Below are 15,992 nucleotides of genomic sequence, written 5' to 3'. Positions count from 1 at the left end.
TATGGAGAGTTTACCTTACAGGAGAACCTCCACGAAGTCGTCCTCGAGAGCAGCGGGACGTGCATCGATAAGCGTGCACGGACTCGTCGTAGACGAATCCGGAAGGATAGCGATGTCCTTCAAAGCGTCGGGATGAGCGGCGGCAAGTTCATCGATAGGCCCAAACTCGAGTGCTCGCATCGGGCATGCCGCCACGCACGCAGGCTGTTCGCCATTGGCGCGAAGCTCGATGCAGGCATCACACTTGCGCACGACCTTCTCTTCCTCGAAGTACACCGGCACGCTATAGGGACACGCAGTCACGCACGCCTGGCAACCGTCGCACTTGGAGGTGTCGTACTGAACGGTGCCGCCATCTTCATCATCGATGTAGAGAGCACCGGTCGGGCAGTTTGCCACGCATGCCGGCATCTCGCAATGGTTGCACGTGCCGGCGTAATGATAGGATTTGACGCTTGGGTACGATCCCTCTTCAAAACTCAGAACATGCCTGAACAGATATCCAATTTCCAAATCGTTTTTATCCTTGCAAGCAACCTGGCAAGTCCGGCATCCGATGCATGCCGCCTGGTTGAAATAAAAACCCATTTTATCGGCCATGGTTTCCTTACCCCCAACTACAGCTCAATGATTCGACGAGGTTTGTCGCAATCCGGCACCAATTCGGTATCAATTTTTTCGACCTTGACAATCAACGTGTTGAATCCCGACGTACCTTGACCAGCGACATCGTTTCCGAACAATATGTTGTCCGATCCGCCATAGTCGATGCCATTTTCCTCATCGTAGTCCGACCAAGAACCATGCGTTAACCCGATGCATTCTGGAATAATACGATTCGTCACAACGGCAGTCCTTAGCGTCTTGCCGTATTTGCTCGTGAGCATAACGGTATCGCCGGATTCAATGCCCAAATCATTCGCATCGACAGTGTTAATCATCACCGGAGAAACAAAGGCCTCTTGAAGTTGAGCGATGTTTCCGAAAGTCGTATGGGAACGTCCCATATAATGCATCGTAACAACTTGGAACGGATAATCTCCCTTGGTACCCTTCTCGAAATCCGAATATGTATCCTCGTGCCCGTTAAGTGGCTGGATGAATGTCGGAATAGGCTTAATGTCAGAATTCTCATAGCCCATGCCATTGACCTTATCCGCCAAAGCCTTACTGTAGGCCTCGAGTTTTCCGCTCTCAGAATAAGGCCTCGGATTTGCCTCGGGGTCTTTTACGAAATCTTCAAAAGCGATGAACCCGTAGTTGTCGCCCTTGGAACGCTCTATCTGGTACACACCCGTTTCTTCCAACTGCGAAATAGGGATACGGCCTTCTTGCGGCTGTCCTTCAACACCCCAGCGATCAATGTCTTCCTGCGTAATCGTCAAAAGGAGCTCGTAATCACTGTCGGCATTTTGCGAACCATCATCGGTAAAGGGGTTAGCCATACCGGAGCTCGATACGCCAGTCTCCTTTGCGACAATAGTTCCCGCAGCCATATTAAACAGCTGCTGCTTTCGATCGTACGGATACAATTCTTCGGCGGAAATTCCAAGTTTTTCGCCAATTCCTTTAACGATGTCCTGATCGTCTTTGCTTTCATACAGTGAATCGACAATCTTCTGATACATGATGACCATCTCGCGATTGCCAGTCACCATGCCGCCTTCGCGCTCCCATTCCGTATTAACCGGAAGAACGATATCGGAGTATTTCGCATCGTTGGTAAAGAAGGTCGTAGCGGTTACTACAAAATCAACCTTGCGATGAGCTTCAACGCCTTGAAGGATTGCCTGCCTGCTTTGCAAGCGATTGCCGCCGCCGTGGAAAATCATATGAATATCCGCCGTGCGCACCTCACAGGGCTTCCATTCAATACCATCGTTGCTTTGACCGGTGTAGTTATACGGCTCGCCAAGGATCATTGACCAAGCTTGGGTGTCATTCACGTAATCATTTTCCGGATTGGGTATTTCCTCCAAGCCAGAACCGCCTGGCTTCACCAGCGAGGGGCCGTGATTGCCAAACGTCTGAGAGTCTACGCAGGTAGTCATGTGACCGGATTTGCCCATATGGCCCGTCATAGCGCCAATTATCATAAAAAGCTGCGGAAGATTGTCTGAGTTGTTGGTACGAGCGGGAGCCCATGAGGTTAACAAAGCAACCTTATTATCTTTGCCAATTTCTTTGGCAAGAGCCATGATTCGATCCGCGGAAGCGCCGCAATGTCTCGACGCCCATTCGGCATCTTTTGGCTGTCCGTCATAGGTACCGAGGACGTAGTCCATGAAATTATCTTTTTCGTCTACGCCTTCTGGCATGTGGTCGGCATCGAAACCAAGCACGGCCTTATCGAGAAAATCCCAATCAATCAAGGAGCCATTGTCGTCCTGCACGATAAGAGAGTGCGCCAAACCAAGCAAGAAAGCAGTATCGGAACCCGGATAGAGCGGAATCCAATCAGCATCGAGCAGCGAATACGTTTCATTGTAGACAGGGTCAATACCTACAAAGGTAGCTCCCGCATCATGCGCCGTTTTCAGAATGTTAATCGGCATTCCGAAAGCACTCCATGCCGGATTTACGCCCAACATGACGATCTTCTCGCAATTCTCGAAATCAAATCGATCATTACACGTCTCAAAACCACCTGCAGCAGAAAAGCCGCAATTTTGAGGAGAGAGCGAATAATTTCCGAAAGAGCACGTACCCCATCCATTAATGTATCCGCCAAAGAGTCCGAATAGACGACGATACTCAGTATTCATCGTCCAAGAGTCAAGATAGAATGCCCTGTTACCGTACTGGTCCTTAATTTTGTTCATCTCGTCGGCGACATACTGGAAAGCTTCATCCCAGCTAATCCGTTCCCAATCATCTTTTCCTCGAAGATCACCCTGGGGATTATCAGGACTCCAATTTTTTCTCTTCATGGGATATTTCAGACGATCATCCGCAAAGACCTGCTTGCGTTGAGAGCGCCCGCGCAAACAGCCGCGTTGCTGAGGATATTCTGGACTATCCTCGTGGGTGTCATCTGTTTTTTGACGAATAACAACTCCATCCTGAACAAGCGCTTTGTTCACGCAACGACCACCGCAATTATGCCAGCATGATGCGGTTTTCCATTCGCCGCTCACAAGATCGCGCTGCTCAGAACCTGCCGTCTCCTCGGCGGTCTCTTCGACGCTGTTCGGGGCGCAGCCGGCGATGCCTGCCACCGACAGAGCAGCCGCTGCAGCAGCGCTTGCCTTGACGAACCCTCTACGACTGATGCCGGAAGACTGAATTCGCTCGAGATAGCTCATATTTCCCCCTTCTGTATTCAGTTCCCCCTTGACGCCTGAGTGCGTCGCGACTTTCTCGTCGCCTCTGAACACAGTGTAAAAACCGCATGTATTAATACCAATACAGCGTATCTTGAGAGTTTCTTACTCGATTCTTTCTGAATTCTTAATTGTTTAGGCACTCGTTAAATACGGCAAAATCGTTAGTGCGAAGTGCTCTACAGCATCACTTCCACATAGTCGGGGTCGAGAGCAGAATTCTTAGCATCGATAATAGTGCAGGGATGAGTTTGCGTAGGCTCAGGCAAAATAGCTATTGTGCGTACGGCATCAGGGTGTTTCTCTTCGAGTTCAGCAATAGGACCGAATTCGAGCGCACGCATGGGGCATGCCGCCACGCAAGCAGGCTGCTCGCCGTTCGCCCGCAACTCGATACATGCATCGCACTTAATCGCCTGACCCAGCTCTTCATCATACGTCGGCACGCCATAAGGGCACGCCTGAACGCAATACTGGCACCCAATGCATTTTGAATAATCATGCTGCACGGTTCCATCCGCATCGTCTATGTACATAGACCCGTTAGGACACGCCGCCACACATGCGGGCGATTCGCAATGGTTACACGTTGAAGAATGATGGTATGCGCGAGCATTGGGATATTTCCCCACCTCAAAGTGCCGCACATGCCTGAACAGCAGACCAACACGAAGATCGTTCTTGTCTTTGCACGCGATCTGACATGTTTTGCAGCCAATGCATGCCGTCTGATTGAAGTAATAACCCATCTTTGCCATGCGTCCCCCTTTTGCCGCGGCAATTATAACGCGCCCTAGAAGACAGCACACAAAGAAGAAAGAGTGGCATCCCGAACCGCGCCATCAACCCCCAAAGCCAGCATGAACCGCACCATCGACGTTGCCTACACGCAATAATTCCGGCAAGAGAAATTGTACGAGAATCACCCCTGCATAAGCCACAGATCCGTTGCCTGACGCAGCGCTTGAGAACGCGAAATGCCGAGCGCGCGAGCTTTGGCATCCAACGCGATTATCTTGCTTTTAGGTTCTTTGTGGGAAACCGTTTCAGTCTCTTCTTCGTAAAGCGAAGGCCTACCGATTCTTGTGATTTTACCTTTAGGCCACTCACCTCGATCAGCAGCATCCGCCGCGGCCTCAAGCTCTTCAATTTCCTTTTCAGATAGGCCAAACCTCTCCATCAGTTCAGCCTTCGAAACCACAGACATTTCCTCCCCCTCTCGCTGAGGCCGAACTCCCTTTGCGCACGCGTGCTTAACGGAGTATTCGCGTGGTACACAATCAGACCGCATTCCCTGGCACGCGCTGACATCTCTATGGGTCGACTGGAAGCGTCAAACCCAATTGCTTTAATGTAGTACCCATCCCCCAAATCGGAATCGATACGAATGAAATCAATCGCATTTCGCCATGCGTGCCTAATTTGCCCTTCCGATAGACCATGACGCAATGCCCTGGGCAAAATTATCAAATCAGCGGTTAAAGGATTGCCTTCCCAGATGGCCATTTAAACCACCTGCCAGCAATTACTTTCGTATACGAAAAGTATACTCATCGTATTTAAAATAAGCAAATAGAAGTTTCTACCCCTTTTGACCACTCTTCGAAAGAAGCCGGGACCCAGGGACAGTCTCGCTGGAACCCGGCGTTGGGTTTCGATACAAGCAATCGCCTGTTTCATATGCCAGCCCCTTTCTCTCAACGAGAAAATCCTGGCATACAAACCTTGCCGCTCTTTGTTCTCGGCGTACCTTAAAACCTTGCTAAAATCTTGCCGATTCGCACTCTGCTTCTCGTCAAAATCTTCCCGGTTTTCGATTCGCCTTTGAACAGAATTTCGGAACCTGCTCCCGTTGCTCCTTGTCTTTTCGTGCACCATAACAAAGGAGCCGCACGAGGCGGCTCCCTGATGGTTGGAACTACGTTGTTGCTCAGCGGCCCTCACTTTGCCTGCCCGGCAACCCTTACTTCCCCAGACGCTTCTCCAGAGCATCGTTGATGGTCTTGAGCGCCTTGATGCGCGCATAATACTTGTTGCTGGACTCCAGGATGGTCCACGGCGCATATTCGGTCGAGGTCAAGCGGAACATGTCATTAATCGCGGAGGCGTACTGCGGCGCCTTATCGCGATTGCGCCAATCCTCCGACGTAATCTTCCACTGCTTCTCGGGCGTGTTCTCGCGCTCGATGAAGCGACGCAGCTGCTCGTCGCGGTCAACCGCCACCCAGAACTTGATCAGCAGCGCGCCCCACGCATTGAGCTCCTGCTCGAACTCGTTGATCTCATCGTACGCGCGACCCCACTCCTCGGGGCTGGCGAACCCTTCCACGCGCTCCACCAGCACGCGGCCGTACCAGCTGCGGTCGTAAATGCCCACATGGCCGGCACGCGGCAGACGCGTCCAGTAGCGCCACAGATGCGGATGCATCAGCTCGGGCTTGGTAGGTGCCGGGCTGGGGAAGATCGTGTACGCACGCGCATCGATCGCCTGCGCCACGCGCTTGATGCTGCCGCCCTTGCCGGCCGCGTCGTCGCCCTCGTACACCAGCATCAGCGGCACGCGCGCAAGATACATCTCGAGCTCAAGCTCGCCCAGACGTTTCTGTTCGCGCTTCAGCTCCTCTCGATACTCCTCTCGCGTAAGCGCCAGCGAGTAGTCGATATCCTCCAGTCGCGGCGGATGCTTAACCATGGTGAAGCGAGAATGGCGCGGTGCGAGCGCCGCGGCCTCCTCCGCCTGGCGCTTGGCCTCTTCCATCACGCGCGCGGTTTCCTCCTCGGAACGGTTGCGCGGATCGGTCGCGGCAAGCAGGCCGGCGCTGTTCTGCTGAGCCTTGAGCGCCGCCGCGGCAGCCGCAGGATCGGCGCCCTTTTCCAGTGCGCGCTCCATCGCATTAACGATGGTCTGGGCGATCACCAGGTTGGCGGTACGCTTGTCCTCGCCGTTGACGATGGTCCAGCGCGCGAAATCGTAGTCGGTCATGCGCAAAAGCTCGTCGTAGCGCTCATACGTCTCGTCGTAGTCCTTCAGATGCTTAAGATCGCGGTCGGTCACACGCCATGCGGTCGACGGATTGGAGCGCAGCTCGCGCAGGCGCTTCTTCTGCGCCTCCTTGGACACATGCACGAAGAACTTCACGATCACATAGCCATCGGCTGCAAGCTGGCGCTCGAACTCGCCGGCGGCGGCGCGATAGGTTTGCGTGAGGTCCTCTTTGTCGGTGTAGAGCAAACGACGGGCGGCCGCGGTGTACCAGCCGCGCTCGTAGATGGTCATCTCGCCGCGCATGCCCAGCGAATCCCAAAATTCCTGCATGAACGGCTGGAACCCGGTCACGCCGGTGCCCATGTCGCGGAAGCGCTTGGCCTCTTCCTCGTCGAAGTTGGAGAGCACATGCACATGCGTGGCACGGGCATCCAGGTTGTGGAGCAGATCGCCGATGCGGCTGCCTTTGCCGGCACCCTTCCAGCCCTCGAACAGAACCACGAGGCCCAGACCTTCAGAGCGAGCCTTTTGCTGCAGAACAACGAGCTTGGACAGCAGGGCGTCGTAAGCGGGCTTGTATTCCTCCTTGGGAGTTTTAACGGAAAGATCAACCTGTTCGAGCATGGAACTACCTGCTTTCTCTCGCGCGACGCTCCCCTCGATTGCCAACGGGAACGCGCGTCTCCCTCGGCGTGCGCCGCTTCCGTGATGCCGCCCAGCGCATTCAGCCGTGTGCCCGCCACGCGTGCGCCCATTCGAACGCACGTCAAATCGCGATTGAGCGTACCTTTCTATTTTACGCGAATTTTACGAACGCGTTCCCCTCGAATGACCCTTCACCTGGAATATGAAAGACGGCACGAGGCGGGCGAACGCATCGCGCAAAACCGTGTACGCGACCGCCGCCGTTCCGGCTCGCGTAACGTCGCGTTGCCACGCGCCCAATGCTTCAGGAAATACGGCCACTAACCGCTATAATGAAGATGTGGGCAAATTATGAGGAACGCGCCCATTTTCGACCACGCATCAAAGCGGCCGCGTCCGCTGCGCTCGGCACCTGGGCGTGCGGCTAGGCGGCTGCGTGCAGAACAGGAGGGATTTTTATGGCGGACACCATCGCTACCCCTAATGAAGGCGGCGAGACGAGCGGCCGCAAAGCTGCTGCAGATGTATCCGGTAAGCCGGAAAAGAAGGTCAAGAGCAAGGCCAAGACCCGCCCCGCTCACAAGCCGTACATGCAAAACCGAGAGCTTTCGTGGCTCGAGTTTAACAAGCGCGTGCTTGACCAGTCCACCGATCCCGCCGTACCCCTGCTTGAGCGCATGAAGTTCATCGCCATCTGGCGCTCCAATCTCGAAGAGTTCTTCATGGTGCGCGTGGGCAGCCTGCTCGACCTGGAGCTCGCCAAAGAGGTCGTTTACGACAGCAAAACAGGCATGACCCCGGCAGAGCAGCTCGATGCCGTGTATGCGCGCGTGCGCGAGCTGACCCCTAAGGCGTCGGAGGATTTCCGCATGGTGCGCCATCAGCTCGAAGCGGCCGGCATTCACCAGCTCTACCCCGACGAGCTCACCCCCGCCCAGCTTGAAGAGCTGGACGACTACATGGAGATGAACGTGTTGCCGCTCGTCTCCCCGCAGATCATCAACTCGCTGCACCCGTTCCCCCATCTGGAAAACGGCGCGCTCTATATAGCCGTGCGCTTGGACGACCAGGCCGAGCCCGAAAAGGCAAAAGCCCGCGCCAAGGCCGCCGAGAACGTGATCATGGGCATCATCCCCATGCCGCGCGACTGCAACCGCATCATTCCGCTGAAAGATCCCAACGGCGGCTACGCCTTCATCCTGCTCGAGCATGCGCTTGAGATGGCGGCCGATCATATCTTTGAGATGTACCCGGTAAAGCATGCCAACGTTATCCAGGTGACGCGCAATGCCGACCTCGACATGCACGAGGAATCCGACGAATACGATGAGGATTTCCGCAGCCACATGCAGCGCATCCTGAAGAAGCGCGGACGCCTTGCCCCCGTGCGCCTGGAAAGCGAGCGTCCGCTGTCCGATACCACCGAGCGCTTCCTGTGCAAGCGACTCGGGCTCAAGCGCAACCAGGTGTACTCCGTGGGAATGCCGCTTGACATGGGATATTCCTGGGGCCTGGCGGGGCTGGTTGGCTCCGAGCGCGCCGCAGCGCTCACCGATGAGCCGGCAAGCCCTCAGTGGCCCGATTGCCTGGTGCGTGGCGTGAGCGTCATCGACCAGGTGCAGCACAAGGATGTCATGCTCTCCTATCCCTACGAGTCCATGGATCCGTTCGTGCACCTGCTGCAAGAAGCCGCCGTTGACCCCGACGTCATCTCCATCAAGATCACGCTGTACCGCCTGGCAAGCCAGTCGCGCCTTGCCGAGGCGCTTATCACCGCCGCCGAAAACGGCAAGGAGGTCACAGCGCTGTTCGAGCTTCGCGCCCGCTTCGACGAGAGCAACAACATCGAGTGGTCGCAGCGCTTCGAGCAGGCTGGCTGCAACATCATCTACGGCTTCCGCGACTTCAAGGTGCACTCCAAGATCTGCGCCATCACGCGTCGCGGCAAAGACGGCCTGCAGTTCATCACGCAGCTGGGCACCGGCAACTACAACGAGAAGACGGCGAAGCTCTACACCGACCTGTCGATGATCACCTGCGATCCCAAGATCGGCATGGATGCCTCCAAGTTCTTCCGCAACATGCAGCTTGAAACCATCGCCGACGATTACAAGCGTCTGTGGGTGGCCCCGCTCATGATCAAGCAGAACATCTGCGCCGCCATCGACGAAGAGATCGCCAAGGCCCAAGCCGGAAAGCCCTGCGGCATCATGATGAAGACTAACTCGGTGACCGACAAAGACGTCATCGAGAAGCTTGCCGAGGCCAGCCGCGCCGGCGTGAAGGCAACGCTGCTCGTGCGCGGCATCTCGTGCCTGGTGCCCGGCGTGCCCGGCCATACTGAGAACATCCGCGTGGTGAGCGTGGTGGGCCGCGAGCTTGAGCATTCTCGCATCTACATGTTCGGCGCCGAAGACGACCCCGAGCGCAAGATTTACCTGTCGAGCGCCGACCTGATGACCCGCAACCTGGATAAGCGCGTGGAGATTGCCTGGCCGGTGAACGACCCCGACCTGCGCGCCAAGGTCGTGAAGTACTACAACACCATGCTCTCCGACACCGCGAAGCTGCGCGAGCTCAAGCCTAACGGCGCTTACACCGAGCTGTACCACTTCGTGCCACGCCGCCCCGACGGAAGCTTCGCCGCCAAGCCGTTCGACGCACAGGACCACCTGATCAAGGAGGCGTATATCGCCGCCGAGCGCGCCCCGCAGGCTCCCAGCCGCGATTTCATCATGCATGCCGTGAGCACGCAGATCGAAGCGCTTGACGAAGAGGCGCGCGAAGACGAGGCAGCGCTCGATTACGAACGCGTGCCCGCGCGTCGCGCAAGCGCCATCGATTCGGAGATGGAGTCCGAAAACGCCGGCTACCAGGGCAAAAACGATGACGAAGCCGCGAACACCGCCGATTACGACGGAGGTATGAGCGATCTGGACGAACCGGCAGATTCTGCCGCCGAGAAGAAGGAAGCGCCCGCCGCAGAGAGCAAGCCTGCGGTTTCCGCTCCCGAGGTCGCGCCCGTCAAGGCAGAGACGCCGGCAGCCCCCGCGGCTCCCGAGGCGCCTTCTGAGCCTGCGCCCGAGGCGAAGTCCGAGCCCAAGCCCACGGTAAGCCAACGCATCGAGGCCGCCGAAGCCGCCAAAGCCGAGGCCGCTGCTCCTGCCGAGCAGGCTCCTGCACCCGCAGCCGAACCCGCGCCCGCACCCGCCGAAGAGCCCAAGAAGAAGGGCTTCTTCGCCAGGCTGTTCGGCAAGTAGGCAATTAAGCGCCGCAACGTTTCGGCATATAAAAGTATCATAAGAAAAACGAGCGGATTATTTCAATCCGCTCGTTTTGTCTTGCGAGATGAACGATTCGAATGCGCCCGATTAATGCCTAGGCTCCCATCTGGGCAGTTTCTACAACCGTGAAACCATTCCAGGCATACAGGTTCTTGACGCCCTCATCGCCAAGAATCTTCTTGATGGTACAGATATGCAGATTATGGTCACCCACCTCAACTGTCTGGGTCAGGTCCACCACGAAAAGCGCCCTGCTGTCGGCAGGCACCTGAATATCGCTGCCTTCGAGATCCATCATCTCAATGCCGAACTGCTCCACCTTGTCGGTGTCGGCACCGGTGGAGGCGCCGCATGCCATGACGGCCTCCTTCAGACTTTCTCCGGGAACGGCAATGACGGCCTCCCCTGTTTCACGCACGCGCTCGCCGGTGTGCGACTGCTTGCCAGCGGCAAAGCCAATCATAGGCGGATCGAAAGATAGATACGAAACGAAGCACAACGGGGCAAGGTTGGTGCTGCCGTCCTCCCTCTTGGTGCACACCAACGTGAGCAAATTGGGAGAGGTCAGTGCAGTTGCTTCGAAGATATTGAGCTCTTTCATGGAGTCCTCCTTATGTCTGCGTTTCCCGCTGTTTTCATATGCGGTATAATAATCGTACCTGATATTATTAAATAATCTAGTACGCAATAAATATGTACTAGATACGTCAAACCGTACCAAGGGGCAAACGTTGAACAAATGCCGAGTCTCTTTGTCACATGACCTCGAAGGAGCATTGTATGGAGCCGAACATGAGCTACGAAGAGTTTGAAGAGCGGGTGAGTAGCGTCATTCTGACCGAGCAAGGCAATTGCCCGGTCATTTCAACCATCAAAATTCTCCAGGGCAAATGGAAACTGCAGGTTATCTACGAGCTGTGCATCAAATCGTCCCTGCGATTCAACGAACTCAAGCGGATGATGCCCGCCATCACCAACACCATGCTCTCTGGCACCTTACGAGAGCTCGAGGAAAACGGGCTGATAGACCGCGTGCAATACAACGAGATGCCCCTGCGCGTAGAATACTCGCTCACCGAGAAAGGGCGCGACTTGATGCCTGTGTTCTACGCGCTGGCACAATGGGGACTCAAGTATATCCCCTAACTCGCAACTAACACAATCTGGCTACCACCGTAGCCATCTCGACCATCGCGCTTCGGACTTGCATCGCCGGCACCCGAATTGCTGGCAATGTGTATCATTGTCCAAAGTCGTTGTCGTTTGCGACATCCGTGCCCTGCGCCATCGAATCAGACACACACAAGAAAGCCGCCCAAGGGGTAGAGGACGGCTTTCTGTGGTTTGGCTGCTTGCAGGAGGGGACACAGCCATATTGCTAGCTTCGACGTTATTGCAGCGAATCGATAGCCTCGTGGAGGATGCCCTCCGCCTTGTTCAAGAGCTCCATCTGGTACTCATAGTTATGAGCAGCCTCGCGACCTCCCAGACGAACTTCTTCGCTGGAGGTACCGCCCTGGAACAGATAGTACACGTTGGCCTGGTTGTACGCCTCCTTGGCCGCATCTAGTGTGGCTTCATCCACGCCGCCATTTGCTACGGCGTCAGAGAGCAGACCATACAGCGTATCGAGGTCGGTTTTGGTCTGGGTTGCCAGCTCGCTCACCTCGGACATCTTACCTTCGGCGAACTCCACCATCTCCTCAGTGTTCTCAATGCCTTGGCTCTCATGACATGCCATGCACTTCTCCAGCGCAACAGGGTTCTCAAGCGGCGACTGAGTCATGTTATGCCAGGTATACTCGCTGCCTTCCTCGGTGGTAGTTTCAGGCATGTGGCAGTCAGTACAGGTGAGGCCAGCCTTTTGATGCTTGCTGTCCTGGAACATCTCCAACGCGGTGCAAGCATCGGTAAGATAGAGCACCGTGTCGATGTTGGGATCAAGAGCGGGAACACCAACCATGCCAGCTCCAATATCGGTGCCCGTAATTTCGTTCTCGGAGAAGTACTCCTGCATGGCCTTCAGCATACTGTCGGGGTCGTAGCCATACTTATACTGATCGATACCCTCGTTGGCCTCTTCCATATAGGTCTGGCCGGGGAACATAGCATGGCATTGGCCGCATACCATATCCTCCTCAGGGAACAGCTCGGACGCGCTCGCCGACGTAACGGCACCGTACAGGTTTCCGCCTTCGACCTCGCCCTCACCAGGGTCGCCCACATGGCAGTTGGAGCAGTTGGACCACTCCATGTCCTCATACTCGGACGTGTTGTCGTAAAGAATGTCGTAGCCCACTTCATTGAAGTGTTTCTCGAACATTACGCGCGAATGGCACGACGCGCACGCCGCGGGGGCATCCTCCAGGCCGAATGCTGCGGTGGATGCTGCGTAGAAAGCGTCATAGGTCTTAGACATCTTTGCCTGTGCGAACGACTCGCCCTCTGCTGGATACATCGTAGTCCATTCCGCATTGGTCTTGTACACGCTTTCCTCTTCGGCAGCAGAGCTATCTGGCGCTGAAGGCGTTGTGGGTGCGCAACCGAAGCATCCCACAATAGCAGCGGTAGCCACCGCCACAACCGCAAGCGTGACGCCTGTCGCGCGCATCTTCCGTTCACTTGTTTTCGTCATGGGTCCCATCCCCCTTTCGATGGTCACGTGATATACCCCTCGCTTCAGCAGTGTAGGGCGTGCGCGAACCCATCGAAAGCGATGCTGCGAAATCGCAGCCTTAGTTTTGAACAGGGAAAACAGCTTCTTCTCCCGCTCTCCACTTTCACGTCTACTTTTCCCGTTCATCGGCGCGCATGCAATAGCCTCGCTGGCGCACTGTGAGGATATAGCACGGGTTGCCGGGGTCGTCCTCTATCTTTGACCTGACACGCCGCACGTAGGCCGAAATGCTGATAGAGGTGCCCACGTATTCCTCGCCCCAAATTTCTCGCACGAGATCGTCTTTACCGAACGTTTCATTCGGATGGCTGGCGAGAACCACTACGATGCGAGATTCCTTGGGCGTCAGATCAACCTTCTCGCCGCGAAGCAACACCTCTCCCGAGCGCAGATTCACGCGTAAATCGCCCGTGGAAAACACTTCGGGCGGACGCGATTTGAGCTCCTGCACAGCGGCGGTGATGATGCGCGATTTGGTATGCGATTCCTGGATGAGCTGATTGTTCTCGGCCATAGTTGGCCTCGCCACCCAACTGCGCAGAGCAAGGGCCAAAAGAATGCCCATAACGCCCATGAGCGCACAGAAAAACGCGGCGGTGCGTGCAAGGTCGTTTTTGGCTTGGGCGAATATCTCGTCCATGGGCATGACGATGCTCACCGCGCCCGCCACGTCGCCCTCAGACATGCCTTCCTTGAAATACCCCGCCACGTCTTTCTCGCCCGCCGGCTCACCATGGCATGAAAGGCAGCTGGAATCTATGGTGAGCTTAGTCACATACCTGAACACTGCGTTATCGCCCTCGCGCACCAACCCGTAATATTCTGCCGCGCTTGACCGCTCGAATTCGTCAAGCGCCTGCCGTTCGAAAGAGTCGGGCTCGTCTTCAGCATTGCGAGGGTTGATTCTTACGTATCGAATGCTGTATTCGGAATTGTTGGAGAAGCGCTCGGCGATGTCTTTCGCGGCCACCACGCAATACACGCCGCCCGAAAGAGGGTCACCGCTCATGCGTGTGAGAATAGGCTGCACCGAATCTATGTAGTCCCATGCGGCATCTATCTCGGTATTGAGCGTGCGGGCTTCGGCGAGGGCACGGCGCACGTTTTCCTCCCCCTTCACGTTGTACGACCACGCCAGAAAAAGGCACAGCGCAACCACGGCAATCACGGCGGCAAGCAGGTAGAACTTGACGAATCTCCCCCACACTCCGTTTTGGAAATACTTCATTCCCACCTCCTGCACATGATGCGCTCAAGCTTTTCGCCGCACGCTTAGCCTTTCCGCAACTTCCGAACCCCCGTGTTCTCGCTATCGCGCACCTCTTCATGATAGAAGTAGTTGATAACCGCCGGACTTCCAGGCTTGCTGCGGCCGTCGGGAAGATAGCCATCTAGCCAGGGCAGACCCTGCTCTTCGGCGAAGGCATGCAGCTGTGCCTCAAGATTGCGCCACCAGTCGCGATTGCCGCGTACGTAGATTTCATTATAGAGAGAAGCAAGCTGCGGGTATTTGTCGCGAATGTATGAAAGGATGTCGCGCTTGAACCCGCCACGCAGATTGAGATTTTCGAGCCACACGAAATCGCAACGGTCGCACGCCTGCTCGATGATTTCCTGAACATTGGTGATGCCGGGGAAAATTGGCGCTACGAAGCATACAGTTCTGATGCCCGCATCGTAGGCCTCCTTCATGGCCGCAAGGCGACGCTCGATGTTTACTGCCTGGTCCATGTCGTTTTTGAACGATTCGTCCAACGTGTTGATGGACCAGGAAATGGTAACGTCGCTCATGCTCGTCAGAAGGTCCAAGTCGCGTACCACGAGGTCGGATTTGGTGCAGATGGTGATTTTCGCATCGCTGTAACGCAGCTGCTCGAGCAGGTCGCGTGTTACGGCATAGCGCTCCTCCAACGGGTTATAGCCGTCAGTCACCGAGCCAATCACAATGCGCTGGCCTGCATATTTACGAGGATTCTTGATGCGCGGCCACCGCTTCACATCCACGAATGTGCCCCAGTCTTCGTCATGCCCCGTAAAGCGCTTCATAAAAGACGCGTAGCAATAGCGACATGCGTGCGGGCAGCCCACATAGGGGTTGGCCGAATACCCGCCCACGGGCAGGCTTGATCTGGTCAGAATGCTTTTGGCCTCCACCTCGCGCACGGCGATGTTCTCTATACCCATTGGCTTTCCTTTCGCTTTGGAATGGCTCGGCGGCATCGCGCTGACCACTGCTTTTAGGCGCTGCTACCGAACGATAGAGGCAGCTCTTGAATCATAGCCTCAGAACCCATGATTTTCTCAAGCTCCTCCTTCATGAATATCGGGGTGTTTGCGCACCTGACCTGATGGGCCACCTCGTTCACCCATGCAGGGTGGGCGGTGATTTTGCCACGGCGCCCGCCCGTTTCCGAACCCACAACCACCCATTCGAACCCGTTCGTGTCGAACGCGCCTAAAGATTCGTGCAGCGGCTCGAACGTGATGAAATAATGCTTGCACGCGGCCCGCCGTTTGAGCGATGCCAGCCTGCCAAGCTCGGATGCGCGCGTCACGGTTACGCCCACCCATACGTTGTCAAGGCTGCTGCTAAACGTAAGCCTATCAGGGCTTTTCGTGAGAAATAGATAGGTGTTTTCCGGGTTTTGCGCAATGCGGTCCAACGTCATGCGAACCCATTCGGACTTCCAATCAGCCAAATCGCTCATGCCTGTGAGCAAATATATGCCGGGGTTCCTGCGATCGAGCAGACGCAGCTTTCGCTCGAAAAACACCGGCTTGGAAAAATCTTCGGTCATATGGAAGCGGCGGCAATTGCGCCTTGCGTAGCAATATGGGCAGTTGTTCGTGCACCCTATAACTAGGTTGATGTTACGAATGAGCGTCTTGATGCAAACCGCCACGTACGCCTCCTCCGCCACGATGCGCTACGCATTTGGCAAGATCTTATCTCAGCAATGCGGCAAAACACAAGTACGCAGCTTTTCCGTATGAGGTATGAAAAAAGTATCTTTCGCAAGAGGTCATGAGCGACGCGGTGAATGCGCCGTCGTCGCACGATTCGACGTAGAAGAACA

The 15,992-nt window shown here is 55.7% G+C and carries 12 protein-coding genes; 2 read left to right on the top strand and 10 right to left on the bottom strand.

Annotated features, from left to right (window positions below; translation table 11 throughout):
* Positions 1-15 precede the first annotated feature (15 nt).
* The 5 genes from DMP06_RS05030 to DMP06_RS05010 all read right to left on the bottom strand — a co-directional run bounded on the left by DMP06_RS05030 (position 16) and on the right by DMP06_RS05010 (position 6,933).
* Positions 16-600, bottom strand: a complete 585-nt coding sequence (locus tag DMP06_RS05030) for a 4Fe-4S dicluster domain-containing protein (protein ID WP_123208651.1) — start codon at positions 598-600, stop codon at positions 16-18.
* A 17-nt stretch (positions 601-617) separates the two neighbouring features.
* Positions 618-3,305, bottom strand: a complete 2,688-nt coding sequence (locus DMP06_RS05025) for a molybdopterin-dependent oxidoreductase (RefSeq protein ID WP_123208650.1) — start codon at positions 3,303-3,305, stop codon at positions 618-620.
* Positions 3,306-3,502: 197 nt separating this feature from the next.
* Positions 3,503-4,081: a 4Fe-4S dicluster domain-containing protein gene (locus DMP06_RS05020; RefSeq protein WP_123208649.1), complete on the bottom strand. Its 579-nt coding sequence runs from the start codon at positions 4,079-4,081 to the stop codon at positions 3,503-3,505.
* 164 nt (positions 4,082-4,245) lie between these two features.
* Positions 4,246-4,530, bottom strand: coding sequence for a hypothetical protein (locus DMP06_RS05015; protein ID WP_123208648.1), 285 nt, complete (start codon positions 4,528-4,530; stop codon positions 4,246-4,248).
* 756 nt (positions 4,531-5,286) lie between these two features.
* The gene (locus DMP06_RS05010; RefSeq protein WP_123208647.1) at positions 5,287-6,933 is read right to left on the bottom strand and encodes a polyphosphate--AMP phosphotransferase; all 1,647 of its coding nucleotides are present in this window, start codon (positions 6,931-6,933) and stop codon (positions 5,287-5,289) included.
* A 479-nt stretch (positions 6,934-7,412) separates the two neighbouring features.
* Between DMP06_RS05010 and ppk1 the strand changes: the two genes are divergently transcribed.
* Positions 7,413-10,214 carry a polyphosphate kinase 1 gene (gene ppk1 / locus DMP06_RS05005; RefSeq protein ID WP_123208646.1) on the top strand — a complete coding sequence of 934 codons (2,802 nt, stop codon included), beginning with the start codon at positions 7,413-7,415 and terminating at the stop codon, positions 10,212-10,214.
* Positions 10,215-10,332: 118 nt separating this feature from the next.
* Here ppk1 and DMP06_RS05000 read toward each other — a convergent pair whose 3' ends face one another.
* Positions 10,333-10,839 (bottom strand): flavin reductase family protein, encoded by a 507-nt coding sequence (locus DMP06_RS05000; RefSeq protein ID WP_123208645.1) that lies wholly within the window; start codon positions 10,837-10,839, stop codon positions 10,333-10,335.
* Between the two features lie 179 nt (positions 10,840-11,018).
* On the opposite strand from DMP06_RS05000, the gene DMP06_RS04995 reads away from it, so the two are divergent.
* The gene (locus tag DMP06_RS04995; RefSeq protein WP_123208644.1) at positions 11,019-11,384 is read left to right on the top strand and encodes a winged helix-turn-helix transcriptional regulator; all 366 of its coding nucleotides are present in this window, start codon (positions 11,019-11,021) and stop codon (positions 11,382-11,384) included.
* Positions 11,385-11,628: 244 nt separating this feature from the next.
* Here DMP06_RS04995 and DMP06_RS04990 read toward each other — a convergent pair whose 3' ends face one another.
* The 4 genes from DMP06_RS04990 to DMP06_RS04975 all read right to left on the bottom strand — a co-directional run bounded on the left by DMP06_RS04990 (position 11,629) and on the right by DMP06_RS04975 (position 15,818).
* Positions 11,629-12,873, bottom strand: a complete 1,245-nt coding sequence (locus DMP06_RS04990) for an ammonia-forming cytochrome c nitrite reductase subunit c552 (RefSeq protein WP_161957824.1) — start codon at positions 12,871-12,873, stop codon at positions 11,629-11,631.
* 151 nt (positions 12,874-13,024) lie between these two features.
* Positions 13,025-14,143, bottom strand: coding sequence for a c-type heme family protein (locus tag DMP06_RS04985; protein WP_148042494.1), 1,119 nt, complete (start codon positions 14,141-14,143; stop codon positions 13,025-13,027).
* A 44-nt stretch (positions 14,144-14,187) separates the two neighbouring features.
* A complete protein-coding gene (locus DMP06_RS04980; protein WP_123208641.1) occupies positions 14,188-15,099 on the bottom strand; it encodes a radical SAM mobile pair protein B in 912 nt (303 codons plus the stop codon).
* Between the two features lie 53 nt (positions 15,100-15,152).
* Entirely contained in the window at positions 15,153-15,818 is a 666-nt protein-coding gene (locus DMP06_RS04975; RefSeq protein ID WP_123208674.1) for a DUF5131 family protein, read from the bottom strand.
* Between the last annotated feature and the right edge of the window lie 174 nt (positions 15,819-15,992).

Origin of the sequence: Slackia equolifaciens (genome assembly GCF_003725995.1) — a bacterium.
GTDB lineage: Bacteria > Actinomycetota > Coriobacteriia > Coriobacteriales > Eggerthellaceae > Slackia > Slackia equolifaciens.
Note: the sequence above shows the minus strand (reverse complement) of the source record. Positions and strands in the feature narration are given on the sequence as shown.